General features: G+C 35.5%; 13 protein-coding genes, 1 tRNA gene and 1 pseudogene. 13 read left to right on the top strand and 2 right to left on the bottom strand.

From position 1 onward, the window contains the following. Window position 1 precedes the first annotated feature (1 nt). The 7 genes from ntrX to T420_RS0104780 all read left to right on the top strand — a co-directional run bounded on the left by ntrX (window position 2) and on the right by T420_RS0104780 (window position 8,921). Window positions 2–1,360 carry a nitrogen assimilation response regulator NtrX gene (gene ntrX / locus T420_RS0104810; protein ID WP_013544946.1) on the top strand — a complete coding sequence of 453 codons (1,359 nt, stop codon included), beginning with the start codon at window positions 2–4 and terminating at the stop codon, window positions 1,358–1,360. Between the two features lie 3 nt (window positions 1,361–1,363). Continuing rightward, entirely contained in the window at window positions 1,364–2,740 is a 1,377-nt protein-coding gene (gene trkA / locus T420_RS0104805) for a Trk system potassium transporter TrkA (protein ID WP_013544947.1), read from the top strand. A 12-nt stretch (window positions 2,741–2,752) separates the two neighbouring features. Then, window positions 2,753–3,559 carry a glycosyltransferase family 32 protein gene (locus tag T420_RS0104800; RefSeq protein ID WP_013544948.1) on the top strand — a complete coding sequence of 269 codons (807 nt, stop codon included), beginning with the start codon at window positions 2,753–2,755 and terminating at the stop codon, window positions 3,557–3,559. Between the two features lie 148 nt (window positions 3,560–3,707). Continuing rightward, window positions 3,708–4,340 carry an ATP-dependent Clp endopeptidase proteolytic subunit ClpP gene (gene clpP / locus T420_RS0104795; RefSeq protein WP_013544949.1) on the top strand — a complete coding sequence of 211 codons (633 nt, stop codon included), beginning with the start codon at window positions 3,708–3,710 and terminating at the stop codon, window positions 4,338–4,340. 195 nt (window positions 4,341–4,535) lie between these two features. Next, the gene (gene clpX / locus T420_RS0104790) at window positions 4,536–5,810 is read left to right on the top strand and encodes an ATP-dependent Clp protease ATP-binding subunit ClpX (RefSeq protein ID WP_026501190.1); all 1,275 of its coding nucleotides are present in this window, start codon (window positions 4,536–4,538) and stop codon (window positions 5,808–5,810) included. A gap of 175 nt (window positions 5,811–5,985) precedes the next feature. Then, a complete protein-coding gene (lon, locus tag T420_RS0104785; protein WP_013544951.1) occupies window positions 5,986–8,409 on the top strand; it encodes an endopeptidase La in 2,424 nt (807 codons plus the stop codon). Window positions 8,410–8,642: 233 nt separating this feature from the next. Beyond that, complete coding sequence (locus T420_RS0104780) at window positions 8,643–8,921, top strand: HU family DNA-binding protein (protein WP_013544952.1); 279 nt, start codon at window positions 8,643–8,645, stop codon at window positions 8,919–8,921. A gap of 537 nt (window positions 8,922–9,458) precedes the next feature. On the opposite strand, the gene trmFO is transcribed toward T420_RS0104780, so the two are convergent. Next, entirely contained in the window at window positions 9,459–10,850 is a 1,392-nt protein-coding gene (gene trmFO, locus T420_RS0104775) for a methylenetetrahydrofolate--tRNA-(uracil(54)-C(5))-methyltransferase (FADH(2)-oxidizing) TrmFO (protein ID WP_035450963.1), read from the bottom strand. Between the two features lie 175 nt (window positions 10,851–11,025). On the opposite strand from trmFO, the gene T420_RS0104770 reads away from it, so the two are divergent. From T420_RS0104770 to T420_RS07010, 6 genes and pseudogenes are all read left to right on the top strand, one after another. Continuing rightward, window positions 11,026–11,105: transfer RNA gene (locus T420_RS0104770), tRNA-Leu, on the top strand. A gap of 141 nt (window positions 11,106–11,246) precedes the next feature. Next, on the top strand, window positions 11,247–12,674 hold the full coding sequence (gene tig / locus T420_RS0104765; protein WP_013544955.1) for a trigger factor: 1,428 nt from the start codon (window positions 11,247–11,249) through the stop codon (window positions 12,672–12,674). A 117-nt stretch (window positions 12,675–12,791) separates the two neighbouring features. Next, a complete protein-coding gene (gatB, locus tag T420_RS0104760) occupies window positions 12,792–14,291 on the top strand; it encodes an Asp-tRNA(Asn)/Glu-tRNA(Gln) amidotransferase subunit GatB (protein WP_013544956.1) in 1,500 nt (499 codons plus the stop codon). Between the two features lie 183 nt (window positions 14,292–14,474). After that, window positions 14,475–14,873, top strand: coding sequence for an NADH:ubiquinone oxidoreductase subunit NDUFA12 (locus T420_RS0104755; protein ID WP_013544957.1), 399 nt, complete (start codon window positions 14,475–14,477; stop codon window positions 14,871–14,873). Next, complete coding sequence (locus tag T420_RS0104750; RefSeq protein ID WP_013544958.1) at window positions 14,851–15,294, top strand: DUF2155 domain-containing protein; 444 nt, start codon at window positions 14,851–14,853, stop codon at window positions 15,292–15,294. The genes T420_RS0104755 and T420_RS0104750 overlap by 23 nt, the downstream gene beginning before the upstream one ends. Window positions 15,295–15,747: 453 nt before the next feature. Continuing rightward, window positions 15,748–16,521: pseudogene (locus T420_RS07010) on the top strand (glutamine synthetase family protein); the annotation flags it as partial. A 291-nt stretch (window positions 16,522–16,812) separates the two neighbouring features. Here T420_RS07010 and T420_RS07005 read toward each other — a convergent pair. After that, window positions 16,813–17,577, bottom strand: a complete 765-nt coding sequence (locus T420_RS07005; protein WP_013544961.1) for a hypothetical protein — start codon at window positions 17,575–17,577, stop codon at window positions 16,813–16,815. Window positions 17,578–17,991: the final 414 nt, after the last annotated feature.

The raw sequence follows: 17,991 nt of genomic DNA, 5'->3' as shown, positions 1-17,991 counted from the left end.
GATGGTATCAGATATCTTAATTGTTGATGATGAAGCAGATATTCGTGAGCTTGTTGCTGGTATTTTGGATGATGAAGGCTATGAAACGCGTATGGCATGTAACTCTGATGAAGCGTTAGCGCAAATTAGTGAACGTATTCCAAAGCTGATTTTTTTAGATATTTGGTTACAAGGGAGCTGTCTCGATGGTTTAGCGTTGTTGGATGAGATTAAAGTTCGATATCCTTCTCTTCCAGTTGTTATGATTTCCGGCCATGGTAATATTGAAACAGCTGTTTCTGCTATAAAACGGGGGGCATATGATTTTATTGAAAAACCTTTTAAAGCAAGTCGACTCCTATTGGTTGCAGAACGGACTCTTGAAAATTCAAAATTAAAGCGTGAGCTTTCAGAATTACGAGAGCGGTCAATTGAAACACCGGAATTGCTTGGAACATCTACTGTTATGAAACATTTGCGCCAAGTCATAGAAAAAGTAGCTCCTACTAATAGTCGAGTTATGATTGTTGGCCCTTCAGGTGTGGGAAAAGAGATGGTCGCTCGTTCTATTCACGCACTTTCAGCACGTTCTAATAATTCATTTATTACAATAAATGCTTCAACAATTGCTGCCGAAAGAATGGAAATAGAGTTATTTGGTAGTGAAATGGAAGAGGGAAAACGCAAAATTGGTGCGTTAGAAGAAGCTCATGGCGGAATATTGTATATTGATGAAGTTGCTTGTATATCGCGTGAAATTCAAAATAAGATTCTTCAGGTGTTAACAAATCATACATTTGAAAGAATTGGTGGCACAAAACGTGTAAAAGTAGATGTTCGTGTTATTTCTTCAACAGCGCAAAATCTTGAATATCTCATTGCTAATGGACAATTTAGAGAAGATCTATTTCATCGTCTCTCAGTTGTTCCTATTGCTGTTCCGCCGCTTTCTGCACGTCGTGAAGATATTCCAGAACTTGTGCGTCATTTTGTTAAGAAGATATCTCAGCAAGTTGGTATTAAACCTCGTGAAATTAGTGATGAAGTTATAACTATTTTGCAAACGCATACTTGGCCAGGTAATGTGCGGCAGTTACGCAACAATATTGAACGCTTGTTGATTCTTGCGCGTGATGATGATGGACCAATAACAAAAGAATTACTTCCTGCTGAAGTAAATGATTCTATTCTGCATATTCAAATGGATACAGATAAAAATATAATGGACTTACCGTTACGTGAGGCGCGGGAATTATTTGAAAAGAGGTATCTGATGACACAGATTGGGCGTTTAGGCGGAAATATATCACGTACTGCTGAATTTATAGGTATGGAACGCTCAGCTTTGCACCGCAAGCTTAAGATGCTTGGGATTTCATAGATTATGCGTGTTATTATTTGTGGGGCAGGGCAAGTTGGCTATGGGATAGCAGAGCGTCTTGCTGCAGAGAATCATGATATTACTGTTATTGATACCGAAGCAAAATTGATTGAAAAAATTCGTGATACATTAGATGTTAGATGTATCATTGGCCATGGTTCAAGGCCTGAAGTTCTTTTGACTGCAGGTGCCGATGAAGCTGATATGTTGATTGCAGTAACTTTATTTGACGAAGTTAATATGGTAGCTTGTCAAGTAGCGCATTCATTGTTCAATATTCCAACTAAAATAGCGCGTATTCGCTCACAATCATATTTGGAACCACGTTATAAGAATCTTTTTGCAAGAGAGAATATTCCTATTGACGTAGTTATTTCTCCAGAAGTTGAGGTTGGGGAAATGGTAATGCGTCGTATTACTTTGCCTGGGGCTATAGATGTTCTTTATTTTTGTAATGATGCTGTTGTTGCATTAGCTTTGGAATGTATGGAGGATTGCCCGGTTATTAATACGCCTTTAAAGCAATTAACAGAGCTTTTTCCTGATTTGCAAACAACGGTTACTGCTATTAAACGTGATTCAGAATTATTGATAGCGCATTCAGATACACAATTACGCGTTGGTGATATCACTTATCTTGTTTCTTCTCGTGATCAAGTGCGTCGCGCACTTAGAATTTTTGGTCATAAAGAACAGGAAGCACATCGTATCATTATTGCAGGTGGTGGTCACATTGGTCTTTATGTCGCTCAGGCTATTGAAAAGCGATTGCATAAATTAAAGTTGAGGATTATAGAGGCGGATAAAGAAAGAGCACTAACAATTGCTGATCAGCTAGAAAAAACAGCTATTTTATATGGCAATGTATTAGATCCGATTATTCTTCAAGAGGCTGGTATTGGTCAAGCTGATTTAATGATTACATTAACCAATCAAGATCAGGTGAATCTCTTAAGTGCTATTATAGCTAAAAGACTAGGGTGCAAGGCCAATATGGTGTTGATTAATAATGTAGCTTATCAAGAGTTTAGTCGTGCGGTTGGCGTAGATGCATATTTTAATCCTCGGAGTGTAACTGTATCAAAAATTTTACAACAAATGCGTCGTGGACGTATTCGTGCTGTCCATTCTGTCTTTAATGGTGCTGCGGAAATTATTGAAGCTGAAGCAATGCAAACATCTTCACTAATTGGTAAACCATTGAGAGAGCTTAATTTACCAGAAGGTTTGAGAATTAGCGCTATTTATCGTAATGAGACAATAATACAGCTTTTAGGAGATACACGTATTTTGCCTGGTGATCGAATAGTGATTTTTGCTCTTGCTGATAGTGTGCGTGATGTTGAACAATTATTTCGCGTAAGTTTGGAATATTTTTGATATATCTTATCTATGGATATTTGTACTTTTTGGTATGGAAAACAATTGAGACAAGTTGATTGGTTGTGTTTGGCGTCGATGGTTAAGACTGGTCAGCGTGTTAAGCTTTTTAGCTATGAGAAAGTAGAAAATACACCTGTTGGTGTTGAATTGCATGAAGCCGAATCAATTTTGCCACGTTCAATGTTTTATCGCCTTGATCCCAATTTTCCTGGTTATGAACCTGGCCGTACAATTGTTCAATTTTCAGATCTTTTTCGTATTATGTTGATGAAATATCAAAAAGGAGTTTGGTTAGATACGGATGTTTATCTTACTAAACAGTTTCATCCAGAAGTAGACAAGGTTTGGTTAGCGAAAGAGAATGCTGCAAGAGTGGGGGTTTCTGTGCTTTATTTACCACCTGATAACCCTATTATAAAAGCATTTGAGGATTATTTGGCGAGTACAGAGATTATTCCCAATTGGTTAGGTTTTAAACGCCGTGTTTGGAAACCATTTTGGTTGAGAATAAGAAAATTACCGATTTTACCAGGAAGGATTGGAATTACTATATTTGGTAATGACGGTATCTCACGGTTAGCTAAACGGTATGGTTTTTTTCATGAAGCAAAGGAGAAAAAAACTTTTTATTATTGGACAGGGCGAAAAGCTGAAAGGATTTTTGATCCAGCTTTTGGTGTTGAGCCGATAAAAGATTCATGCTTTATAGGGTTTCATATTCACAGAAAGGAAAAGACAATCCAGAAACCTCAAGAGGGAAGCTTTTATCATTGGGCGGTATCACGTATTCCTGGTGCTCAGAATTTATTTGAGTAAGGATTATTATTATCGTCATTTTAACTATTAGAATTTTAATCTTACTGAAACGTAATTGATTGTGATTTGCGTAATAGAGTTTTGTTAGCCTATTGATAAGCTATTGAATACGTAAATGCCGATTCTTATTATTAACGGAAGTGAAGATATGAGCGATCCAATAAAAACAGCTTTAAGTTTAGTTCCTATGGTTGTTGAGCAAACTAATCGTGGTGAACGAGCTTATGATATTTTTTCTCGTCTCTTAAAGGAGCGGATTATTTTCATTAATGGTCCTGTTGAAGATAATATGGCAATGCTTGTTTGCGCACAATTGCTTTTTTTAGAAGCGGAGAATCCTAAAAAAGAAATTAATCTTTATATTAATTCACCAGGTGGTGTGGTGACATCTGGTATGGCGATTTATGATACTATGCAATTTATTCGTCCTTCTGTTTCTACTCTGTGCATGGGGCAAGCAGCATCTATGGGATCATTACTCTTAACAGCTGGAGCAACAGGTCGTCGTTTTGCTTTACCAAATGCACGTATCATGGTGCACCAACCTTCTGGTGGTTTTCAAGGACAAGCCTCAGATATTGAACGGCATGCGCAAGATATTGTAAAGATGAAACGACGTTTGAATGAAATTTATGTTCAACATACAGGGCAAAGTTACGAGGTTATTGAAAAGACTCTTGATCGTGATCATTTTATGACAGCAGAAGAATCTAAGCAATTTGGTTTGATTGATGATGTTATACAATATCGTGCGGAAACTGAAAAAGAAGAAAAAGATTAAGAGTTTTTATAGAAAAGATAGTTATTTGTGAAGCGTATAAGAATTGCCATTAAAATAACTATTTTTAAAAATACGATCTTGTAGAAGTAATAAATCAAATTACCTAAAGATATTATCTATGTTTTTAATTGTAGTTAAGAAAAATTATCTTTAAACAGATAAAATATTCATATATCGCAGTGAAAGGAAAGTGAAATGAGCAAAACTAGCAATAGCGAGAGCGAATCGAAGAATACTCTCTATTGCTCATTCTGCGGCAAAAGCCAGCATGAAGTGCGTAAGCTTATTGCAGGGCCTACCGTATTTATCTGCGATGAGTGCGTAGAGCTTTGTATGGATATTATTCGTGAAGAGAATAAATCTTCTGGGATTAAGGCGCGTGATGGTGTTCCTACTCCACAGGAAATTCTAACAGTTCTTGATGATTATGTTATTGGCCAGCGTCATGCGAAGCGTGTTCTTTCTGTTGCTGTTCATAATCATTATAAACGACTCGCACATCAATCTAAGAGCAATGATGTTGAATTAGCAAAATCAAATATTCTTCTTGTTGGACCGACAGGATGCGGTAAAACGTATTTGGCACAAACATTGGCACGTATTATTGATGTGCCTTTTACTATGGCAGATGCAACGACTTTAACTGAAGCCGGCTATGTTGGTGAAGACGTTGAAAATATTATTTTGAAGCTACTTCAGTCTGCTGATTATAATGTTGAGCGTGCGCAACGTGGTATTGTATATATTGATGAAGTTGATAAAATTTCTCGTAAAGCTGATAATCCTTCAATTACAAGGGATGTATCTGGTGAAGGTGTTCAACAAGCTCTGTTAAAGATTATGGAAGGGACAATAGCTTCTGTTCCTCCGCAAGGGGGACGTAAGCATCCGCAGCAAGAATTTCTTCAGGTTGATACAACAAATATTTTGTTTATTTGTGGAGGTGCTTTTGCTGGTTTAGAGAGAATTATTTCAGGACGCGGTGAGAAGACTTCAATCGGTTTTTCCGCTGCTGTTAAGGCTCCTGACGAACGTCGTGTTGGTGAGATTTTTCGTGATTTAGAACCTGAAGACCTTATAAAATTTGGTTTAATACCCGAGTTTATTGGTCGTCTTCCTGTTATAGCTACTTTGGAAGATTTGGATATTTGTGCGCTTGTTCAAATTTTATCACAACCAAAAAATGCATTAGTTAAGCAGTATCAGCGTCTTTTCGAGATGGAAAATGTTCATCTAGTATTTCATGAAGATGCTTTACGTGTTATTGCTAAAAAGGCTATTGAACGTAAAACTGGTGCACGGGGTTTGCGTTCTATTATGGAGAGGATACTTCTTGACACCATGTTTGAATTACCAGCTCTTGTTGGTGTTCAAAAAGTGGTGATTTCTAGTGATGTAGTTGAAGGTAAAGCTTGTCCTCTTTATATTTATTCAGATCATGTAGAAAATAAAGAAAACGTATCAGCGTAATTTAACAGTATAAATTTAGCTATTCCTGTTACTTTAATATAGATATTTTGAGGTATGATAGCATAATTACTTGATTTATTGATCCATAGTTATCACTTCTATTTATTGTAGAGAGTTGTCTTTTTAAAGAGTGATTTGTATTGTAGACGAGTCAGAGGCTCTAGAAAGGAAAAATATGCAATATATTGATGAAAAGACAGGCAAAGAAATAGAAGAGTTTTATGCTATTTTGCCACTTCGTGATATTGTTGTCTTCCCACATATCATTGTTCCGCTTTTTGTAGGCCGAGAAAAGTCGATTTGTGCTCTTGAAAAGACAATGGTAATGGACAAACAAATATTATTAGTTACGCAAAAAAATGCTTCTGATGATGATCCAACCGCGGAAGATATTTATGATGTTGGCACTCTTGCTAAAATTCTTCAACTTCTGAAGCTTCCTGACGGAACTGTAAAGGTTTTGGTTGAGGGTACCGCACGTGCAAAAATTAACAAATTTATTGAGAATGATGATTATCTTCAAGCTTATGTAGCTATCACAGAGGAAATCAGGAGCGATGATGTTGAAATTAAAGCTCTTTCTCGATCAGTGATTTCTTATTTTGAAAATTATGTAAAACTAAATAAGAAAATTTCTCCTGAGATTGTCAGTGCTATTAGTCAAATTGATGATCCTTCTAAACTTGCTGATACTATTGCATCACATTTAGTTATTAAACTTGCAGAAAAGCAAGAAATATTGGCACTATTGCCTGTGCGTAATCGTCTTGAGCGCGTGCTTTCTTTCATGGAAGGAGAAATTTCTGTTTTGCAAGTTGAAAAGCGTATTCGTTCACATGTCAAACGGCAGATGGAAAAGAATCAACGGGAATATTATCTTAATGAGCAGTTGAAGGCTATTCAGAAAGAATTGGGTGCAGGTGATGAGGGGCAGGATGAATTATCTGAGTTAGAAGAACGTATCAAAAAAACTAAGCTTTCGAAAGAAGCGCGAGAAAAAGCTGTATCAGAACTCAGAAAATTACGTAATATGTCTCCCATGTCTGCAGAAGCAACGGTTGTACGTAATTATCTTGATTGGCTTCTAGCTATTCCTTGGGGTAAGAAATCAAAAGTTAAAAGTGACCTTAGTTTTGCTGAAAAAGTTATGGATAATGAGCATTTTGGTCTTGAAAAAGTTAAAGAGCGAATCATCGAATATTTAGCAGTACAAAGCAGATCATCGAGAATACGCGGCCCTATTATCTGTTTGTTAGGCCCTCCTGGTGTTGGAAAGACATCACTTGCACGTTCTATTGCAAAAGCAACTGGTCGAGAGTATGTTCGCATCTCATTAGGAGGTGTTCGCGACGAAGCAGAAATTCGTGGACATCGTCGAACTTATATTGGTTCTATGCCTGGAAAGATTATTCAGTCTATGAAAAAAGCTAAAAAGTCTAATCCGCTTTTTTTGCTTGATGAAATTGATAAAATGGGACAGGATTTTCGTGGAGATCCTTCATCAGCTTTATTAGAAGTTCTTGATCCTGAACAAAATGGTACATTTATCGATCATTATTTAGAAGTAGAATATGATCTTTCTGATGTTATGTTTATTACAACTTCTAATACACTGAATATTCCAGGTCCATTAATGGATAGGATGGAAATCATTCGTATTGCTGGTTATACTGAGTGTGAAAAGATGGAGATTGTTAAGCGGCATCTTTTACCAAAAGCATTAAAGGATCATGCTCTTTCTAAAAAAGAGTTAAGTGTTTCTGATGATGCAATAAGATCAATTATTCAATTTTATACGCGTGAGGCGGGTGTCCGAAATCTTGAGCGCGAATTGATGAAAATAGCGCGTAAATCAGTTACAAAAATTCTTAAAACTAATCAAAAGTCTATAGAGATTAGAAAGGACAATATTAACGATTTCCTAGGTGTTAAGCGTTATCGCTTTGGACAAGTTGATGGTGAAAATCAGATTGGTGTTGTTACGGGACTTGCTTGGACTGAAGTGGGCGGAGAATTGTTGACCATTGAAGGCGTTATGATGTCAGGTAAAGGTAAGATGACTGTGACTGGGAATTTGCGTGATATTATGAAGGAATCAATTTCTGCGGCAGCGTCTTATGTGCGTTTCCGTGCTGTTGATTTTGGTATTGAGCCTCCATTTTTTGATAAACGTGATATTCATGTTCATGTTCCAGAAGGTGCTACACCAAAAGATGGCCCATCAGCTGGGATTGCAATGGTAACAGCAATTGTTTCGGTATTAACAGGGATACCTGTTTATAAGGATGTTGCTATGACTGGTGAAATCACTTTGCGTGGATGTGTTTTACCGATTGGTGGATTAAAAGAAAAATTGCTTGCAGCTCTTCGAGGGGGAATCAAGAAAGTACTTATTCCTGAAGAGAACGCGAAAGATCTAGTTGATATTCCTGATGATGTCAAAAATAATATGGAAATTATTCCGGTGACTCATATAAGTGAAGTTCTTAAGCATGCTTTGGTTCGTTTTCCTGAGGCTATTGAATGGACAGAGCCTTCCACAGTATCTGAAACTGTTAAAACAGAAAGCGATAATGAAGGTATGTTGATTGCACACTGATTCACGTTCTGAGCTATGATTATGCTGTAAAAAGCAAATGAAAGCCGTTTTGGGAGGTGTAATTCTGTCTATTTTAGAGAAACAATAAAAAAATTCCGTGAATAACTGCAATTATTTCTAAAAAACAATGCTTTGAAGAAAAATAACACTTCTGTTTCCTATACTTTGTTAATAAAATTACTCATAGTCGGTTAAATTTTATTATCCGGCAATATAGGGAAAGGAAATATTCAATGAATAAAAGTGAATTGGTTAATTCGGTTGCTGAAAAAGCAGGTATTTCAAAAGCTCAAGCTGGTGCTTCTGTTGATGCTTTTATTGCTTCTGTTACAGAGGCTTTAGCTTCAGGAGGTGATGTTCGTCTTCCAGGTTTTGGTTCTTTTGAAGTTTCTCATCGTGCTGCTACAAAAGGACGAAATCCTTCAACAGGTGCTGAAATTACTATTCCTGCACGTTCTGTACCTAAATTTTCTGCAGGAAAAGGCCTTAAAGAAGCCGTTAATAACAAATAATTCAAGCTACTTTTTTAAAAACCCGGTTTATTTATAAACCGGTTTTTTCAGGAAAATTCTATAAAATCCCTAAAAATAGTCAATGCGTGTTTATGAGATATATTATTTTGCATTATGGATGAAATATAAGAACTGTATATGTTGATCTGTATAGCGGGAAGCTAAGTGATGATTAGGGCATTTATATTAGAAAGATAGCTAAGATATATCTATTTGATTATTTTTTATCGTTATAATCCAAGTGTAGTCATGTAGCTATTTTAAATTGATTGATAATAAGGTATTGCCCTAAATTTTTTTTGTATAGAAAATAAAAAAGTGAAGATATTTCTATTTGCGCTATGTTTGTTATTAATATTGGTGAGGGCACTTAATTGGCAAATAATATTATTCATTTTTTTCATTAAAAAATTTAGATAAGTTACTGAAAAATAATATTTCAATGATCTTAAATTATTTTTTTAGGAATAATTAAAATTATTTAATAGATTAAAAATCGGATTAACGAGTATATCATAAGCAAATACAACGATTAAGCTAAGAGCTATTCTTTAACCATTGAATACAATCATTTAAAGCTCGTGTAATTATAGCTTGTTTTTTTTCTTTATTTGGTAAGCATTTTTCTAAATGATTAGTGGAAATAATAGGTGGGAAAAGGCCAAAATTGATATTCATTGGCTGGAAGGATTTTTTTCCTGTTTCTTGAGTAGCAATATGTCCACCAGTAATATGGTTTAAGAGGGCTCCAAATGCTGTAGTTTTTGGCGGTAGAGAAGGGCAAGCATGATTATATTCAGCAGCAGCAAAACGTCCAGCGAGCAGTCCTATTGCTGCTGATTCTATATAACCTTCACAGCCTGTGATTTGTCCAGCAAAACGTAGTTGTGGTTTTTGTTTTAGACGAAGACTTTCGTCAAGAAGGATTGGTGAATTGAGATAAGTGTTGCGATGAAGACCGCCAAGGCGTGCAAATTCTGCTTTTTCAAGACCAGGAATCATTCTAAAAATGCGTGTTTGCTCACTATATTTCAGTTTTGTTTGAAAGCCTACCATATTATAAAGCGTACCCAGTTTGTTGTCTTGACGTAATTGTATAACAGCATAAGGTTTAATTGTGGGATGATGAGCATTGGTGAGCCCCATAGGTTTCATAGGGCCATGTCTCAGAGTTTCAACTCCGCGTTCAGCCATAACTTCGACTGGTAAACATCCATCGAAATAGGATATATTTTCAAATTCGCGGAATTCTATTTTTTTTCCACTTATCAATGCTTGAACAAAAATTTTATATTGTTCTTGATTAAGAGGACAATTAAGGTAATCTTTTCCTGTTCCTTCAGGACCAATTTTGTCATATCGAGATTGGTACCAACAAATGTCCATATTAATACTATCAGTATAAATAATAGGTGCAATAGCATCAAAAAAAGAAAGCGCTTCTGCTCCAGTTATTGCTTGTATTGCTTGAGAAAATTCTGGTGAGGTAAGAGGACCAGTTGCAATAATAACATTATGCCAGTCTTCAGGGATCTCGTGAATTTCTCTGCGTTTTATGGTTATAAGGGGGTGTTTTTCAAGTGTTTCCGTAACAGTTTTTGAGAATTCATCACGGTCAACGGCGAGTGCACCCCCAGCTGGCACTTTATTAATATCTGCAGCTTTCATAATTAATGATTTGGCTAATCGCATTTCTGCATGTAAAAGCCCTACAGCATTTTTTGATGCATCATCTGAACGAAATGAATTTGAACAGACGAGCTCTGCAAGTTTATCTGTTTTATGGGCATCAGATTTTCTTTTTGGACGCATTTCATGCAAGATAACGGGAATTCCTAATTGAGCAATTTGCCAACTTGCTTCACTGCCTGCAAGACCACCGCCAATAATATGGATTGGAGTTTTCAATTTATTTAACTTATTTAACATGACTTACTTTTAGCGGAATGAGTGTTTTCTGAAAAGGATGAATTTTATTCCTATAATTTAAAAAGAATTGTGTATTGAGTTAATAAAAGATACCTATTTGCTTTTTTTCTTTAATTGGTTTGAATTGAATGCTATAGAAACGCCGCTTACATAAAGTTTTGGTTTATAAGTTTGAGCGGATGTGGCGAAATTGGTAGACGCACCAGATTTAGGTTCTGGCGGGAGACCGTGGGGGTTCGAGTCCCTCCATCCGCACCGAAGTGATTGCCTTAAATGCTACGGATTTCTGTATATAAGAGATCCGTTTATCTAGCTCTAGCACTCAAAAAAGTGTTAGAATTACAATTGTTATCGGAGTAGGTTTATCCATCTCCTCAGAGAAAAAAAGGTTGTTCGATGCAGGTTACCGAGACGCTTAATGAAGGACTGAAGCGCGAAATTAAGATTGTGGTTCCGGCGAAAGATCTGGAAGCAAAGTTAAATGAACGATTGGATGATACCAAAGGTAAGATTACACTTAAAGGATTTCGTCCTGGTAAAGTTCCATATAATCATCTCCGGAAAATGTACGGTAAATCTTTTATGGCTGAAATTCTTAATGAGATCATTAACGATGCTCCTCGTTCTATTTTATTAGAACGTAATGAATATTCAGCAACGCAGCCGCAAATTGATATAAATGAAGATAAGAAAGTTATAGATGGTAAAGCTGATTTTGTTTTCAGTTTGAAGTACGAGGTTTTGCCAAAATTTGAGATTAAAGACTTTAAAGATATTAAAATCACTCGTGAAATTGCTGATGTACCTGAACAAGAAGTTGATGAGCAAATAACGCGCATTCTTTCTTCTACTCGTAATTATTCGCAAAAGAATGGTCCTTCAAAAGAAGGTGACCGCATAACAATCGATTATCTTGGGAAAATTGATGGTGTTCCATTTGATGGTGGTGCTGATAACGATGCACAACTGATTCTTGGTTCGAAACAGTTTATTCCTGGTTTTGAGGAACAATTAATTGATGTAAAAGCGGGCGATGTAAAAACAATTTTTGTTAAATTTCCTAATAATTATAATGCTACGCATTTAGCTGGTAAAAATGCAGAGTTTGATATCACTGTTAAAGCTGTTTCTAAACCGGATGAATTGAAGATTGATGATGAAGCAGCAAAAAAACTTGGTTTAGAATCCCTTGATCGTTTACGTGAAGTTGTTCGTGGACAAGTTGAAAGTCGATATGGCTCTATGACACGTCAAAAGATTAAGCGACAAGTTCTTGATGCTTTAGACGCAGATTATAGTTTTGATATTCCTGAACAGCTTTTAGAGATTGAATTTAATAACATATGGAATCAGGTCAATGAAGATTTAAAGAGAATGGGCAGAAGCTTTGAAGATGAGAACGTCACAGAAGAACAAGCGCGGGAAGAATATCGCGTGCTTGCGCAGCGTCGTGTTCGTCTTGGTTTAGTTCTTTCTGAAATTGGGACAAAAGTTGGAATTCAAGTAAGTGAAGATGAATTAAAGGCTGCAGTTTTTGATCAGGTTCGCCAGTACCCTGGACGGGAGAAAGAAATGATGGATTTTTTCCGTCGTACACCGGAAGCTGTTGCTAATCTACGTGCCCCAATCTTTGAAGAAAAAGTTATTGACTATTTGCTTACACAGATAAAAATCACGGATAAAAAAGTAACAGTTGAAGAGCTAATGAAAGAATATGATGAATCAGATTTAACTGATAAAATTCCTGCCAAGAAAAAAATTGCAGTAAAAGAAAAAGGTACCAAAAAGGCTTCAGCCAAAAAGAAGGCCTCTAAAACAAGTTAACCTAAGTCGATAAAGTAGTTCCGATAAATCAGTTTTTGATATATATTCTGACTTGCGCTGGCAATAATTTTAGGTTAGCCAGTGAATGTATTTTTAAATATTGATAGTGAACTGATAATGAAAATCGTTGATACTCGTCTCCCTAATCCTAAGCGTTTTATTTCTGGAGTTACAGGTGATTGGGAGGTTATCATTGGCATGGAAATTCATGCGCAAGTCATATCCGATTCAAAACTTTTTTCAGGTGCATCAACTAAGTTTGGTGCTGAACCAAATAACCATGTATCACTTGTTGATGCAGCGATGCCTGGTATGTTGCCTGTTATTAATCAAGCATGTATTTGTCAAGCTATTCGAACTGGTTTGGGATTAAAAGCTAAAATTAATTTAAGATCTGTTTTTGATCGTAAAAACTATTTTTATCCGGATTTACCGCAGGGATATCAGATTTCACAATTTCAGTATCCCATTGTAGGTGAGGGGAAAGTTCTTGTATCTATTGGACCAGATTCGAATGGTCAGTTTGAGGACATTGAAATTGGGATTGAAAGGTTGCACCTTGAGCAAGATGCTGGAAAGTCTATGCATGATCAGCATCCAACAATGTCTTTTTTAGATCTTAATCGCTCAGGTGTAGCTCTGATGGAAATTGTTTCCAAACCAGATATGCGGTCTTCAGAAGAAGCCAAAGCCTATATGACAAAATTGCGTACGATTGTTCGTTATTTAGGTACCTGTGATGGTAATATGGATGAAGGCTCTATGCGTGCAGATGTAAATATATCTGTTCGCCGTCCTGGTGGGCCTTTTGGAACACGCTGTGAAATTAAAAACGTTAACTCGATTCGTTTTATTGGCCAAGCAATTGAATATGAGGCACGTCGCCAAATTGCCATTTTAGAAGATGGGGGAGTAATAGATCAGGAAACTCGCCTTTTTGATGCAATCAAAGGTGAAACACGATCTATGCGTTCAAAAGAGGAAGCGTATGACTATCGTTATTTTCCTGATCCCGATCTTTTACCATTGGAGTTTGATCAGGCGTTTGTAGATACTTTGGCTGCAGAATTGCCAGAATTGCCTGATGATATAAAAGCGCGTTTTATCAATGAGATGGGTTTGACAGCGTATGATGCTTCTATTCTTGTAACAGAAAAAGCAATTGCAGATTATTTCGAAGAAGTAGCACATGGGCGCGATGGAAAAATGGCTGCTAATTGGGTGATCAATGACCTTTTAGGCGCTTTAAATAAAGATAATCGTGATATTGAAAATACTCCAATTACAGCAAAACAATTGGGAGCAATTATTGATCTTATTAAAGAAGGAACTATTTCTGGAAAAATTGCAAAAGATCTATTTGAAATTATTTGGAATGAAGGTGGAGATCCACATCAAATTGTAGAAAAGCGTGGTATGAAGCAGGTAACGGACGCAGGAGTTATTGAAAGAGCTGTTGATAAAATTATTATCAATAATCCTGATAAAGTTGCTCAAGCACGAGAGAAGCCTGTTTTGGTTGGTTGGTTTATTGGACAGGTGATGAAAGCAACAGAGGGTAAGGCAAACCCTCAAACTGTTAATAAATTGGTTAAGATTAAGCTTGGAATAGATTAATGTATTAAGATAAAAATTCTATAAACTTGTGATGCAGATCGTATAGAGGTTGGTAGTTAGTTATTCAGGGTTAGTTGTATTAGGGGCTCTGATAATTTCTTGCTTTTAATGATTTCAAGTATCATAATAAGTTTATTATTAAAGAACGGTCTTTATGGGAATGCTAAAGAAGTAGGAGAGGAAATGTCTGGTTTTTTCAAGCAAATCTTTACATGGTGGAATGGTAATACCATTAATACGCGCTTTTTTACATGGCTCCATGGTAAACGTGTAGGAGAAGACCAGTTTGGTAATATTTATTATGAAGGTAGTCGCCATAAAGATGGTTATTTACGTCGGTGGGTGATTTATAAGGATTATTCTGAGGCCTCTAGCATTCCTCCAGGTTGGCATGGTTGGATTCACCATCGTTATGATATACTGCCTACGGAAGAAAATTATCAATCATATGGATGGGAGAAATCGCATATTTCAAATATGACGGGTACAAGTGAGGCATACCGACCAAAAGGATCTATTGCTTATAACGGTCGACATTATTATGCTTGTGAGGATTATGATGCTTGGCTACCTAAGGAATAATAGGTGTATTTTTTTATTTGCTATATCAAAGTATTTTTTTTATATTTATTTAGTAGGAGGTATAGCGATTTTATCTGCAGTTAGTCGTGTACTTGCTGAGCGTGTTAGCAATGAGATTGGTATTTTTTCAGGTCTCGATAAAATTACTGGTCGGGTTACTAGTTTTGAAGTTCATATTGGTCAGGTTTATCAATATGGTGCTTTGCAGATAATACCACGAGTGTGCTATACGAGTTCTGAGAATGAACCAGCCCGTACTACTAGTTTTGTTGAAGTTAATGAAATGACATTGGAGAAAAAAACACGGCGTATTTTTACAGGATGGATGTTTGCAGATAGTCCTGGTTTAAACGCTGTTGAGCATTCTATCTATGATGTGTGGTTAAAAGATTGCAAAAAAAGCTCTCATACATTTCAATAATTTTTTATCATTTTTTTGTGTAATCTGAGAAATGTGTTATTATTTTCATTGAACTTCATATCATTTATATAGGATTGATATAAAAATAGTTTTTCAAATTATAATAATTCAATTTTAAATAAGAGCTTATTAATGTTTTATCTTTTCGGATAAATAGGTAAGGGGTTTTTCTTGGTACTTATAACTTGTATTTTAGGATATCAATTATCAAATCAATCAACTATTAAGCATAATAGTTATACGCGAGTACCAGAAGTGAGTTCGGGGAAGGGAAGAGGTATTATACCAATAATCCTTTATTTCCCCTTGAAGTTTAGGCTAAATTGGATTACCAATCAAGGTTATTTTTTATAATATGGAGGCAATTTTCAATTCAGGGAATCTCATCATTTAGGTCTGACCTGGTCTCAAAATTGCAACTATAATGTCTGATTCAGATAGACAATATCTTAACATGAAGTAGCCGCAGCTCAACATGAATTGGGTATTCGATTTGATACACTTGTTCGTGAAGCTGATAAAATGCAAATTTTTAAATATGCTGTGCATCAAATTGCTCATAGTTACGGGAAAACAGCGACCTTTATGCCCAAGCCAATTCTAGGTGATAATGGCTCAGGTATGCATGTTCACATATCAATTTGGAAAGATAAAAAACCAATATTTGCAGGGAATGAATATGCTGGACTATCAGAAACCTGTTTATTTTTTATTGGTGGTATTATCAAACATGCAAAAGCACTCAACGCCTTCACAAATCCATCTACTAATTCCTACAAACGCTTGGTTCCTGGGTATGAAGCTCCTGTCCTTCTTGCCTATTCTGCACGCAATCGTTCTGCAGCGTGCCGTATTCCATTTGATTCTTCGCCACATTCAAAACGTATAGAAATTCGTTTTCCAGATCCAGCAGCAAATCCATATCTAGCATTTTCAGCACTTGTTATGGCTGGTCTTGACGGTATAAAAAATAAAATTCATCCTGGACAGGCCATGGATAAAGATCTTTATGATCTGCCCCCAAAAGAGCTAAAAAACATTCCTACAGTTTCAAGAAGCTTACGTGAAGCACTTGAAGCTCTTGATAAAGATCGCAATTTTCTTAAAACCGGAGATGTTTTTGATGACGATCAAATTAATTCCTTTATTGAATTAAAAATGAAAGAAGTTCTACGTTATGAAACAGCACCTCACCCTATCGAATTTGATATGTATTATTCCGTTTAATGCAATAATGGAGGCTTTTTTGCCTCCATTTTCCATGGAATGTTGCACTCATAATAACCTTAACTGTAATTAGATAACTATCGTTTTTTTTTGAAGATTTTTGTATTATTTTGTTTATTACAAGAATGATCACATTATGAGCATTTTAAGGTTAATGACGAGATATTTTTAATTATAAGTTTAGTCAATTTTTTTAGACTATGTTTTTTAGATTATGTTATGTTTTTTAGACTATGTATTGTAATTTTTGTTTATAGTTATTTTTATTATCATAATTTTGTATTTTGAAGTTTAAGGGATGATTTCCGCATTTTGTTTTTCTTTTTCAGGCATGAATTGATGATAATTGTCGAAAGGATTGTAGGTTCCATGATTTTTTTTCCACTGTATGGGATCAGTAAAATTGCTTGACCAGAGGCCAATTTTATTGTCCTGTGCGTTTTTTTCAGCGCTTAGATATGTTGTTGGAATTGGATATTGATTGTCTTTTGATATTATTAGCATACCTTCTTCCAGTCCTATTTCAGCTAGATCGATTCCTTGCACGAAACACTGCGCATAGTGAATTTCTTTTTTAATGATAGCTTGCTTACAGGATATGTTCTGTCCGAGAGTTTTAGTGACTAGCCAAGCTGTTGTGACGGCCCCACATGGCCATTCTTGTTTATTTAATTCAGCTTTTTGACGGGGTGCACATGTATCTACGCCATATAAATGAATATTTCGGACGATAGGTTGACGCTTAAGCTTTTCGGTAGGAGTTATTAATTTGAATGTAACACCACTGGTAACAGATGCAGTACCATTAAACACGATATTATGATTATTTGAATCACTATTTATCCAATTGAAATTTTGTTTATTTTCTTTTATTTTTTTTTGAACACTAGCTTCATATAGTTTATTTTCTTTGAGATACATATTAATTATATCTTGGTTTTCTTTCATTTTTAATGTTTCAAGAATATTTAAATTTGTTGTGTCTTGATTTTGGCTTATTATCCATAATCCTACAGAACAGACAATATAGACAATAATAATTGGTTTAAATCGCATTTGCCCAATCCTTATTGTTTTTATAGCATATAAAATTTTTCTGCATCGTTTCTTCGCTTTTGAAGAGAGGTTTTCAACAGTATTTGTTGCAAATTAAGCACATTTTGTAAAGAAAAACATTATTTTTTCGCTCTTAATATTGTCATTTTGATAAAATAACAATATCCATATCAGATTTTATGGTTTAAATTTTCTGTCTCTTAGGTAGAGGATTTTAAATAAAGGCTTTTGATAAAATGTTCGTGATCAAAGAGACTTAAAACTGTTAAGTCTTATGGTATTAGAGGTCTTTAACTTTTAGAGATAAGAGGATGTCAATATGTAACAATATTCTTTTTGAAGAGAGGTTAAATGACAAACAACATATCTAACAATATATCTAAGAATATCTATATATCTAAGAATATCTATTTT

The organism is Bartonella clarridgeiae ATCC 51734 (assembly GCF_000518185.1).
Classification (GTDB): domain Bacteria; phylum Pseudomonadota; class Alphaproteobacteria; order Rhizobiales; family Rhizobiaceae; genus Bartonella; species Bartonella clarridgeiae.
The sequence above is the reverse complement of the archived record's forward strand: the minus strand, read 5'-3'. Positions and strand labels throughout refer to the sequence as shown.